Below are 11,131 nucleotides of genomic sequence, written 5' to 3'. Positions count from 1 at the left end.
ACGAAATCTGCGGCAGATTGTCCAGCGCTTCAATCGTTGTCGGTGACCAGATTGCCGAGGCCGTGGCGATGCAGCTTGGAATAAAGGCTCTGGCGCGAAAGACCGAGGATTTCGGCAGCGGAGGCGCGGTTGTCGGCGGTGAACCTGAGCGCTGCCTTGATGCAATGGCGCTCGATCAGATCGGTCGATTCGCGGACGATCTCCTTGAGCGGCACGCGGCCGACGAGCTCTGTGAGATGCTCCACCGAGCGGACCAGCGGCAGCCGGGCGGGATCGGACGAGCCTTCGAGCCGGCGGACACAGAAGCCGAACCATGCGCCTTCTTCGCGCACGGTGGCGACGGCAGAAACATCGACATCGATATCGCCTTCATCGGTGTGCAGCGTCGTGACGAAGGACTTCAGCGTGCCGCGATCGTCGATGTCGGCGGGGCCGAGGCCGACCGGGGGCAGGAAGCTGCCGAGCGGCTTGCCGATGATGCCGCTCGAATCGGGCAGGCCGACAAGATCGAGGAAAAGCCGGTTGGCCGCCAGGATATGCATGGCAGGATTGGTGAGCACCAGCGCTTCGGGCATCGCTTCGAGTGCCAGCGCCTGCGCTTCGGACCCTGTGAGGGGCTCGGGTTTCTGATGGTTGAACTGGTCCATTGGTCCGGCCATCAGCTCAGGCTCTGGAGGAAAGGAAATGCGGGCAACTCCAGCGATTCTGTGACGATTTGCAGCATCGGTTCCGCCCAGTCCTGCCGCTCACCCGGTCGTGCCGACTCCATCGGCCGGGAATGATTTTCCTTGCTGATACAAGGCCTATTCCCAACCTGACCGGCAATAAGATAAAACAAGTGCGGCTTATTGTCCTATATGCAGCTTGAGCCCTGTAGTCGGTCGCTGTCAAATCATTTTGACGTAAAGGCAGGTTGACACTTTCTCGTCGGGTGGTAGTTTTTGTCGCAGCAAGGAGAAACGGCTTGAACCGGCAAGAGGGGATGCGAGGCAGCAATGCCTTGGGGGAGGCGGGGCGCAGCGGAGCTGCGAATCGCTGGAGCCTGCCGCCTTTTGTCAAAACGCCGCTTTACACGCCCGAGGAGCGCGTTCGCCGTGATGCTTCGCGCTGGACGCTGGTGCAGGGTCTGCTGGCGCCGGTGCAGTTCCTGATCTTCGGCGTGAGCCTGTATCTGGTGCTCGACTACCTCCGCACCGGAGAGAACAAGGAATGGGCCGAGTGGTCGGTCGTGGTGAAGACGATGGCGCTCTACACGATCATGATCACCGGCGCGATCTGGGAGAAGGTGGTGTTCGGCAAGTATCTGTTTGCCGAGAGCTTCTTCTGGGAAGATGTGTTCTCGATGCTGGTGATCGCCTTGCACACGGCGTATCTGGTGGCGCTGTTCCAGGACCTGCTGCCGTCGGTGCAGCTGATGTGGTTGGCGCTCGCCGCGTACCTTACCTATGTCATCAACGCCGGACAGTTCATCTGGAAGCTGCGGATGGCGCGGCTCGAGGGGGCGGGGAAGAAGCGCGCGGCCGGGGCGATCGCCGCATGAGCGTTGCCGCTCTCCCGCTTCCCGAATCGCGGCCGGTGCTGCGCGAACGAGGGCAGCGCGAGGTGTTCTGCGGGCTGACCGGCATTGTCTGGCTGCACCGCAAGATCCAGGATGCGTTCTTTCTGGTCGTCGGCAGCCGCACCTGTGCGCATCTGCTGCAATCGGCGGCGGGTGTGATGGTGTTCGCCGAGCCGCGCTTTGCGACCGCGATCATCGAGGAGCGTGATCTGGCGGGCCTCGCCGATGCCAATGAGGAGCTCGACAAGGTCGTCAACCGGCTGCTGCTGCGGCGGCCGGAGATCAGGCAGCTGTTCCTCGTCGGCTCCTGCCCGTCCGAAGTCATCAAGATCGACCTGAAGCGCGCCGCCGAGCGGATGAACGCGATCCATGCGCCGCGGGTGCGGGTGCTGAACTATTCGGGCTCGGGGATCGAGACGACCTTCACGCAGGGCGAGGATGCCTGTCTTGCAGCATTGGTGCCGGAGATGCCGGCGGACGATGCCGAGCAGCTGCTGATCGTGGGTGCGCTGCCCGATGTGGTGGAAGACCAGTTCCTGCGGCTGTTTGCCGAACTGGGCATCGCCAATGTGAAGGTGCTGCCGGCGCGGCGCTCGACGCACCTGCCGGGTGTGGGCAAGGGCACGCGGTTCCTGCTGGCGCAGCCGTTCCTGGGCGATACCGGCCAGGCGCTGGAAGGGCGCGGGGCGAGGCATCTGCCGGCGCTGTTCCCGTTCGGTGCCGAAGGGACGACGGCGTGGCTCGAAGCTGCCGCCACCGCCTTCGGGGTCGATCCGATGCACTTCCGCAGCGTGGTGGCGCCGGGCCGCGAGCGTGCCAAGCGGGCGATTGCGCGGCAGGCCGAAGTGCTTCGCGGCAAGAGCATTTTCTTCATGCCCGATTCGCAGCTCGAGGTGCCGCTCGCGCGGTTCCTGCATGACGAGCTGGGGATGGAGCTGGTCGAGGTGGGGACCCCCTATCTCCACAAGTCGCATCTTGCGGCCGAACTCAAGGCGCTTCCGGCCGATGTGCAGCTTTCCGAAGGGCAGGATGTCGATCTGCAGCTCGATCGGGTGCGCGCCGCGCGGCCAGACCTGACCGTGTGCGGGCTGGGGCTCGCCAACCCGCTCGAGCAGGAGGGGCTGGCGACGAAATGGGCGATCGAGCTGGTGTTCACCCCGGTCCATGGCTTCGACCAGGCGGGTGACCTGGCGGAACTCTTCGCGCGGCCGCTGGTGCGGCGCGACCGGCTGGTGCTCTGATGCAGCTTACCGTCTGGACCTATGAAGGGCCTCCGCATGTGGGGGCGATGCGGGTCGCGACGGGCATGAAGGGGCTGCACTATGTGCTCCACGCGCCGCAGGGCGACACCTATGCCGACCTGCTGTTCACGATGATCGAGCGGCGGGACCATCGTCCGCCGGTGACCTACACGACCTTCCAGGCGCGCGACCTTGGCAAGGACACTGCCGAGCTGTTTCAGAAGGCGGCACGCGACGCCTATGCGCGCTACACGCCCGAGGCGATGATCGTGGGGGCGAGTTGCACCGCCGAGTTGATCCAGGACGATCCGGCCGGGCTGGCCGAGACGATGGGGTTGCCGTGCCCGGTGATTGCGCTGGAGCTGCCGAGCTACAGCCGCAAGGAAAATTGGGGCGCTTCGGAGACGTTCTACCAGATCGTGCGCCAGCTTGCGGACAAGGAGCGTCGTCCGGCACCGCGCGAAGGCCGGCGGCCGCGCGCCAATCTGCTGGGGCCGACGGCACTGGGTTTCCGCCACCGTGACGATGTGGTGGAGATCACCCGGCTGCTGGCGGCTCTGGGCATCGACGTGCATGTGACGGCGCCGATGGGATCGCGGCCGACCGATATCGTGACGATGGGCGAGGCCAATTTCAACGTGCTGCTCTACCCCGAGATCGGGCTGGAAGCGGCGCGCTGGCTGGAGAAGACCTTCGGCCAGAAGTGCACGAAGACAGTGCCGATCGGCATGGCGGCGACGCGGCGTTTCGTGGCGGAAGTGGCGGAGATTGCCGGCGTTGCGGTGCCGGAGGATCTCGATGCAGGGCGAATGTCCTGGTGGTCGCGCTCGATCGATTCGACCTACCTCACCGGCAAGCGCGTCTTCATCTTCGGCGATGCCACCCATGCCGTGGCGGCGGCACGGATCGCGCGTGACGAGCTGGGCTTCGAGGTGGTGGGGCTCGGCTGCTACAACCGCGAATTCGCGCGCGAGATCAGGGATATGGCGAAGGAGCTCGGGGTCGAGCCGCTGATCACCGACGATTATCTGGAAGTGGAGGAGGCGATCGCTGCCGCCACGCCCGAGCTGGTGCTCGGCACGCAGATGGAGCGGCACATCGCCAAGCGGCTGCGGCTGCCGTGCGCGGTGATCTCGGCACCGGTGCATGTGCAGGATTTTCCGGCGCGCTATTCGCCGCAGATGGGCTTCGAGGGCGCGCAGGTGATCTTCGACACCTGGGTGCACCCCTTGGTGATGGGGCTGGAGGAGCATCTGCTCACCATGTTCCGCGAGGATTTCGAGTTTTCCGACGCCGCCGGGCCGAGCCATCTCGGGCATGGCGGCGGGCATGGCGCGGTTGCGCTGGCGGAAGTGCCGGAAGCCGATGTCGCCGTGCTCGAAGCCAAGCCGGAAGGCTGGTTGCCCGATGCCGAGCGCGAACTGAACAAGATTCCCTTCTTCGTGCGCGGCAAGGCCCGGCGCAACACCGAGCGTTTTGCCGCCGAGCACGGCATCAAAGCCATTACCGTCGAGACCCTTTACGAAGCCAAGGCACATTATGCGCGCTGATAACCCCCCCTCGTCAGGCAGCCCCGCAAACCTTGTCCGGGTGGTGATCATCACCCTCGACAACCATCTTTCGGGCGCCATCGAACGTGCCCGCGCGCGCTTCGAGCGCGAGCAGCCGGGGGTGCAGATCGCCTTCCACGCCGCCGCCGATTGGGAGCAGCCGGGCAAGCTCGATGCGGCACGCGCCGATGTGGCGAAGGGCGATATCGTGCTCGCCTCGATGCTGTTCCTCGAAGACCATATCCGCGCGATCCGTCCCGCCCTCGAGGCGCGGCGCGAAGATTGCGATGCGATGGTGTGCGTGATGTCGGCGAGCGATGTGGTGAAGCTCACCCGCATGGGCGATTATCGGATGGATGCGCCGCCGAAGGGCCCGCTGGGCTGGCTGAAGAAATTGCGTGGCTCGTCCAAGTCGGGCGCCCCCAATTCGGGTGCGGCGCAGATGGCGGTGCTGCGGCGGCTGCCCAAGCTGCTGAAGTTCGTGCCCGGCACGGCGCAGGATGTGCGCGCCTATTTCCTCACGCTGCAATATTGGCTGGCCGGGTCGGATGACAACGCCTTCTCGATGGTGCGGGCGCTGGTCGATCGCTATGCCGATGGCCCGCGCCGGGCGCTGCGCGGCCAGTTCAAGGTGGAAGGCCCGCAGGAATATCCCGAAGTCGGTGTCTATCACCCCGACCTGCCGGGGCGGATGAGCTTCAACGTCGCCGACCTGCCCAAGCGCAAGGACGCGGTGGGCACCGTGGGCCTCGTCGTGCTGCGCTCCTATGTGCTCGGCAAGGATGCCAACCATTATGATGGCGTGATCCGCGCCATGGAAGCACGCGGGCTCAACGTCATCACCGCGTTCGCCAATGGCCTCGATGCACGGCCGGCGATCGAGGCAATGATGATGAAGGATGGGGCGGCGAACGTCGATGCGCTCGTCAACCTCACCGGCTTCAGCCTCGTCGGTGGCCCGGCGTATAATGATGCAGCGGCAGCGGAAGAGATCCTTGCGCGGCTCGACCGGCCTTATGTCTCGGCCTTCCCGGTCGAATTCCAGACGTTGCAGCAATGGGGCGCCAACAAGCAGGGTCTGCTGGCGCTCGAATCGACGATCATGGTTGCCATCCCTGAGCTCGATGGCGGCACCACGCCGATCATGTTCGGTGGCCGTTCCGAAGCGAGCGGCGAGGCGTGCACCGGCTGCTCGCGGCATTGCACCTGGGCACCGGCCGACAATGTGCGCGCCATGCAGAGCTGCCCCGATCGTGCCGAAGCGCTGGCCGGCCGGATGGTGAAGATGGCCCGCCTGCGCCGCAGCGCCGAGGCGGAACGCAAGGTCGGAATCGTGCTGTTCAACTTCCCGCCGGGCGGTGGTGCTGCGGGCACCGCGCAGTTCCTCGCCGTGTTCGAATCGCTCCATGCCACGCTCGTGCGGCTGAAGGCCGAAGGCTATCAGGTCGATGTGCCGGCGGATGCTGATGCGGTGCGCGAGGCGGTGATCGGCGGCAATGCCATGCGCTATGGCACCGAGGCCAATGTCCATGCCAAGGTGCCGGCGGAGCATATCGTCGCCACCGAGCCTTATCTCAAGGAAATCGAGGCGGAGTGGGGCCCCGCACCCGGCAAGTTCCAGGCCGATGGCTCCAACGTGTTCATCCTCGGCGCGCAGTTCGGCAATGTGTTCATCGGCATCCAGCCCGCACTTGGTTATGAGGGCGATCCGATGCGGCTGCTGTTCGATGGCCGCTTTGCACCGACGCATGCCTTCATGGCGTTCTATCGCTGGCTGCGGAACGATTTCGGCGCGCATGCCGTGCTGCATTACGGCACGCACGGCAGCCTCGAATTCATGCCCGGCAAGCAGACCGGGATGAGCGAAAGCTGCTGGCCCGAGCGGCTGATCGGCGATCTGCCGAATGTGTATCTCTATGCCGCAAACAACCCGTCCGAAGGCGTGCTGGCCAAGCGCCGCTCCTATGCGACGCTGGTGTCGTACCTCACGCCCGCGCTCACCAATTCTGGGCTTTACAAGGGGCTGGCGGACCTGAAGGCGAGTGTGGACCGCTGGCGTTCGTGCGAACCGGGTGCACCCGAACTGGAAATGCTGGGCGAGATCATCGCCGAACAGGCCGCCGGGCTCGATCTCGACGGCAGCGATGTGACCGCACTGGCGGCGAAGATCTACGAAATCGAGCGTGAGCTGATCCCGCAGGGGCTGCATGTGGCCGGCGACGCTGCCACGCCCGAGGAGCGCATCGACATGCTGGCGGCGGTCGCTTCCACCCGCGAGGAAGCTCTGCCGCGCGAGACGATCGAGGCGATCGTGCATGGCCGCATTGCGCCGACAACGCCGCTGCTGCGCGAACTTGTCGACATGAACACCGCCCTTTCGGTGAACCATGAGCTCGACGGGTTGGTGGCTGCCCTTGGCGCGCATTACATTCGCCCGGTGGCGGGCGGGGACATTCTGCGCACGCCCGAGGTGTTGCCGACCGGGCGCAACATCCATGGTTTCGATCCTTTCCGCCTGCCTTCCGCCTATGCGGTGAAGGATGGGGCGGCGCAGGCGCAGAAGCTGATCGACCGCAGCGTCGAAGACAGCGGCCATCTGCCCGAGACGGTGGCGATGGTGCTGTGGGGCACCGACAATCTGAAGAGTGAAGGCGCGCAGCTGGCGCAGGCCTTGTTCCTCATCGGCGCCCGCCCGCGGTTCGACAGCTACAACCGGCTCGCCGGCGCCGAGCTGATCTCGCTCGAAGAGCTTGGCCGGCCGCGGATCGATGTGGTGGTGACGCTTTCCGGCGTGTTCCGCGATTTGCTGCCGTTGCAGACACGGATGCTGGCGGAAGCAGCGCTGCTCGCAGCGCAGGCCGATGAGCCGACGCAGATGAACTTCGTGCGCAAGCACAGCCTGCAGCATAGCGCCGAGCATGGTGTGGACATGGAGACGGCAGCCTTGCGCGTCTACAGCAACGCCGAGGGTGCCTATGGCGCCAACGTCAACCTGCTGATCGACTCGAGCGGCTGGACCGACCCCAATGAGCTGGCGGACTGTTTCGAGCGCCAGAAGGGCTATGCCTATGGCGTGAAGGGGGCACCGGTACGCCAGGCCGAGATGCTCGCGGCAACGCTGAAGACGGTCGATTGCGCCTATCAGAACCTCGAATCGGTCGAGCTGGGGATCACCACGATCGACCAATATGTCGACACGCTGGGCGGCATCAGCCGGGCTGTCACCCGCGCCAAGGGCGGCGAGGCCGCACCTGTGTATATCGGTGACCAGACGCAGGGCTCGGGCAAGGTGCGGTCACTCGGCGAGCAGGTGAGCCTGGAGACGCGGACGCGCATCTTGAACCCGGTGTGGATCGAAGGCCAGCTCCGGCATGGCTATGAAGGTGTGCGCCAGGTGGAAGCCGCGGTGACGACGACGATGGGCTGGTCGGCGACCACCGGCGAAGTCGACCCCTGGGTTTACCAGCGCATCACCGAAACCTATGTGCTCGACACCGAGATGCGCGACCGGATCGCGAAGATGAACCCCCGGGCGGCCGCCAAGATGGCCAACCGTCTGATCGAAGCGAGCGACCGCAAGTTCTGGTCGCCCGACGCGCAAACACTGGCGGCGCTTTATGCCGCGACCGATGCCATCGAGGACGCCCTCGAAGGTGTGGGGCAGACCCAGGCGGCATGAGGAATTTTTGATGGCCGTTATCGAACGCACGAGACCCGATGGTGAAGGCAGCCTTCAGGTGGCGCTCGATCCGCGCGACCGGATCGGCAATGCCAAGGTGTTCGCCGTCTATGGCAAGGGCGGCATCGGCAAGTCGACGACCAGCTCCAACCTGTCGGCGGCGTTCTCGCTGCTCGGCAAGCGGGTGCTGCAGATCGGTTGCGACCCCAAGCATGATAGCACCTTCACGCTCACCAAGAAGCTGATGCCGACGGTGATCGACGTGCTGGAGACGGTGGACTTCCACCATGAGGAACTGCGCCCCGAGGATTACATGTTCGAGGGCTTCAACGGCGTGATGTGCGTGGAGGCGGGTGGACCGCCGGCGGGTACCGGCTGCGGCGGTTATGTGGTGGGGCAGACGGTGAAGCTGTTGAAGCAGCATCATCTGCTCGAGGAGACCGACGTGGTGATCTTCGATGTGCTTGGCGATGTGGTGTGCGGAGGCTTTGCAGCCCCGCTGCAGCATGCCGAGCGTGCCGTGGTGGTGGCGGCAAATGATTTCGACAGCATCTTCGCTGCCAACCGGATCATCACCGCGATCAATGCAAAGGCCAAGAACTACGAGGTTCGCGTTGCCGGCGTGATCGCCAATCGCAGCCGCGAGACCGACGAGATCGACCGCTTTTCCGAAGCGACCGGCCTCAAGCGGCTGGCGCATTTCGGCGATGTCGATGCCATCCGCCGGTCGCGGCTGAAGAAGTGCACGATCTTCGAGATGGAAGATGCGCCCGATGTCGAGATCGCCCGCAACGAATACAAGCGGCTGGCGGCCGAGCTTTGGGTTGGCGGTCCGCCGTGCGACGCGCGGCCGATGAAGGACCGCGAAATCTTCGAGTTCCTCGGGTTTGAATGAAGCCGGCGGTCGCCTCGATGCCTGAACCGATGGGTGCGTCCGGTCCTGGCGTGGAGCCGGGCTGGGAGGCGAAGCGTGCGCGGCTCGAAACCTATTTCGACCGCACCGCCTTTGCGGCCTGGGCAGCGCTGACCAGCGATGCGCCGGTGAGCAAGATCCGCGCGACGGTGCGCGCCGGGCGCGACGAGATGCGCAACCTGCTGCTTGGCTGGCTGCCGCAGGATTTGACCGGCAAGCGCGTGCTCGATGCCGGCTGCGGGACGGGGATGCTGAGCGTCGAGGCAGCGCGGCGCGGCGCCGAAGTGGTGGGGATCGATGTGTCGCCGCAGCTGGTGGCGATCGGCCAGGAGCGGCTTCCGCAAGATGTGAAGCGGCAGATCACGCTGGTGTCGGGGGACATGCTCGATCCGGCACTTGGGGATTTCGACCATATCGTGTCGATGGATGTGCTCATCCATTATGAAGCGGACCAGATTGCCGACGCCACCGCCCGGCTGGCGGCGCGGGCGCGGCAGAGCCTGGTGTTCACCTTCGCGCCCGGCACGCCGCTGCTGCGCACGGCGCGGGCAGTGGGGCAGTTCTTCCCTAAATCGGACCGCAGCCCGAGCATCATTCCGGTCGGCCATGGCTATCTGAAGGCGCGGCTCAGCCGTGTCGAGCGGGCGCGGCTGGGGCGCGATGCGCGGGTTTCACGAGGTTTCTACACCAGCCATGCGCAAGAAGTGATTACGGGGTGAACACCGTGTCTTCCTCTTCCACCGGGATCACCGGCGGCATCAAGGGCGGTGCGCGCTTCTGGGCGCGGATGGGCACGAATTTCCTGCCCTTCGCCGATGCGGCTTCGGTGGAGCTGCCGCTCAGCCGGCTGCTGCGGCTGTCGTTGTTTCAGGTTTCGGTCGGCATGGCGATGGTGCTGCTCAACGCGACGCTCAACCGGGTGATGATCGTCGAGCTGGGCATCTCGGCCACGGCGGTTGCCATCGTCGTCGCATTGCCGCTGCTGTTTGCGCCGGTGCGCGCGATGATCGGCCACAAGTCGGACAATCATGCCTCGTTTCTGGGCTGGAAGCGGGTGCCGTATATCTGGGCGGGCACGATGATCCAGTTTGCCGGGCTGGCGATCATGCCGTTCGCGATGCTGGTGATGACCGGTGAAGGCGAGTTTGCCGGGCGCAAGGTGGGCGAAGTGTTTGCCGCCCTCGCCTTTCTGATGGTGGGCGCCGGGGTGGCGATCACCCAGACTGCAGGGTTGGCACTGGCGAATGACCTGGCGCCGAGGGATGTGCGGCCGCGTGTGGTTTCGCTGCTCTATGTGATGCTGCTGGTCGGCATGTTCGTCTCGTCGGTTGTGCTGGGGCGGCTGCTGGTCGATTTTTCGGAAACACGGCTGGTCGGCGTGGTGCAGGGCACGGCAGTGGTCACCGTGGTGCTCAACGTGATTGCGCTGTGGAAGCAGGAGGCACGGGTGCCCGGCGGCGTGCGGCCCGATCCCGATGCGCCGGATTTCAGCGCGCGCTGGGCCGATCTGATGGCAGCGGGGCCCACCAAGCGGCTGCTCACGGCGGTTGGGCTCGGTGCGGCCGGCTTCGGGATGCAGGACATTTTGCTCGAGCCGTTCGGCGGGCAGGTGCTGGGCATGAGTGTTGCGGCGACCACCGGGCTGACGGCGCTGTCGTCGGCGGGCACGCTGGTCGGGCTGGCCTGGGCGGCGCGGCATCTGGGGCGCGGCGGCGATCCGGCGCGGATGGCGGGGCTGGGCGCGGTTGTCGGCGTGTTCGCCTTTGCGATGGTCATCTTCTCGGCTCCCATCGACTCGGTGGGGCTGTTTGCGACGGGTGCCACCCTGATCGGCTTCGGCAACGGCCTGTTTGCGGTGTGCACGCTGACGGCAGCGATGGCGCTGAGCGATGCCGGCAGCAAATCGGGCTTGGCGCTGGGCGCCTGGGGCGCGGTTCAGGCGTCGGCAGCGGGGTTTGGCATATTGCTGGCAGGGGTGATCCGCGACGGTGTGGGCGCGCTGGCAGTGCGCGGTGCGCTGGGGCCGGGATTGAATGATCCGGCGACCGGATATTCTATGGTCTGGCACATCGAAATCGGTTTATTGTTCATGTGTCTTGTTGCACTTGGCCCGCTGGCGCGGCGGTCCTCGGAGAATCTGTCCCGCGCCCGTTTCGGCCTGACCGAATTCCCAACCTGAGGGGAGAGAGA

Annotated in this window: 8 protein-coding genes; 7 read left to right on the top strand and 1 reads right to left on the bottom strand. The window is 65.4% G+C overall.

Translation table 11 applies throughout. The annotated features are described in order from the left end of the window. Nucleotides 1–29: 29 nt before the first annotated feature. Entirely contained in the window at nucleotides 30–659 is a 630-nt protein-coding gene (locus tag FHS79_RS07035) for a helix-turn-helix domain-containing protein (RefSeq protein WP_184197494.1), read from the bottom strand. A 305-nt stretch (nucleotides 660–964) separates the two neighbouring features. On the opposite strand from FHS79_RS07035, the gene bchF reads away from it, so the two are divergent. From bchF to FHS79_RS07000, 7 genes are read left to right on the top strand one after another with little or no spacing between them, the layout of a single operon-like run. Then, entirely contained in the window at nucleotides 965–1,540 is a 576-nt protein-coding gene (gene bchF, locus FHS79_RS07030; RefSeq protein ID WP_243452736.1) for a 2-vinyl bacteriochlorophyllide hydratase, read from the top strand. Then, entirely contained in the window at nucleotides 1,537–2,799 is a 1,263-nt protein-coding gene (locus FHS79_RS07025; RefSeq protein ID WP_184197491.1) for a ferredoxin:protochlorophyllide reductase (ATP-dependent) subunit N, read from the top strand. The genes bchF and FHS79_RS07025 overlap by 4 nt, the downstream gene beginning before the upstream one ends. Then, nucleotides 2,799–4,349, top strand: a complete 1,551-nt coding sequence (gene bchB / locus FHS79_RS07020) for a ferredoxin:protochlorophyllide reductase (ATP-dependent) subunit B (RefSeq protein ID WP_184197488.1) — start codon at nucleotides 2,799–2,801, stop codon at nucleotides 4,347–4,349. Before FHS79_RS07025 ends, bchB begins: the two co-directional genes overlap by 1 nt. Continuing rightward, complete coding sequence (locus FHS79_RS07015; RefSeq protein ID WP_184197485.1) at nucleotides 4,339–8,028, top strand: magnesium chelatase subunit H; 3,690 nt, start codon at nucleotides 4,339–4,341, stop codon at nucleotides 8,026–8,028. The genes bchB and FHS79_RS07015 overlap by 11 nt, the downstream gene beginning before the upstream one ends. A 10-nt stretch (nucleotides 8,029–8,038) precedes the next feature. After that, nucleotides 8,039–8,923, top strand: coding sequence for a ferredoxin:protochlorophyllide reductase (ATP-dependent) iron-sulfur ATP-binding protein (gene bchL / locus FHS79_RS07010; protein ID WP_184197482.1), 885 nt, complete (start codon nucleotides 8,039–8,041; stop codon nucleotides 8,921–8,923). Nucleotides 8,924–8,940: 17 nt separating this feature from the next. After that, nucleotides 8,941–9,660, top strand: coding sequence for a magnesium protoporphyrin IX methyltransferase (bchM, locus tag FHS79_RS07005; RefSeq protein WP_243452735.1), 720 nt, complete (start codon nucleotides 8,941–8,943; stop codon nucleotides 9,658–9,660). 5 nt (nucleotides 9,661–9,665) lie between these two features. Further along, complete coding sequence (locus FHS79_RS07000; RefSeq protein WP_308430135.1) at nucleotides 9,666–11,120, top strand: BCD family MFS transporter; 1,455 nt, start codon at nucleotides 9,666–9,668, stop codon at nucleotides 11,118–11,120. Nucleotides 11,121–11,131 lie beyond the last annotated feature (11 nt).

Source organism: Polymorphobacter multimanifer (assembly GCF_014205635.1).
Classification (GTDB): Bacteria; Pseudomonadota; Alphaproteobacteria; order Sphingomonadales; family Sphingomonadaceae; genus Sandarakinorhabdus; species Sandarakinorhabdus multimanifer.
The sequence above is the reverse complement of the archived record's forward strand: the minus strand, read 5'-3'. Positions and strand labels throughout refer to the sequence as shown.

Bases quoted from the DNA above. Each gene is read 5' to 3' on its own strand.
- FHS79_RS07035 (WP_184197494.1), bottom strand. From the start codon at position 659: ATGGCCGGACCAATGGACCAGTTCAACCATCAGAAACCCGAGCCCCTC.
- FHS79_RS07025 (WP_184197491.1), top strand. From the start codon at position 1,537: ATGAGCGTTGCCGCTCTCCCGCTTCCCGAATCGCGGCCGGTGCTGCGC.
- bchB (WP_184197488.1), top strand. From the start codon at position 2,799: ATGCAGCTTACCGTCTGGACCTATGAAGGGCCTCCGCATGTGGGGGCG.
- FHS79_RS07015 (WP_184197485.1), top strand. From the start codon at position 4,339: ATGCGCGCTGATAACCCCCCCTCGTCAGGCAGCCCCGCAAACCTTGTC.
- bchL (WP_184197482.1), top strand. From the start codon at position 8,039: ATGGCCGTTATCGAACGCACGAGACCCGATGGTGAAGGCAGCCTTCAG.
- bchM (WP_243452735.1), top strand. From the start codon at position 8,941: ATGCCTGAACCGATGGGTGCGTCCGGTCCTGGCGTGGAGCCGGGCTGG.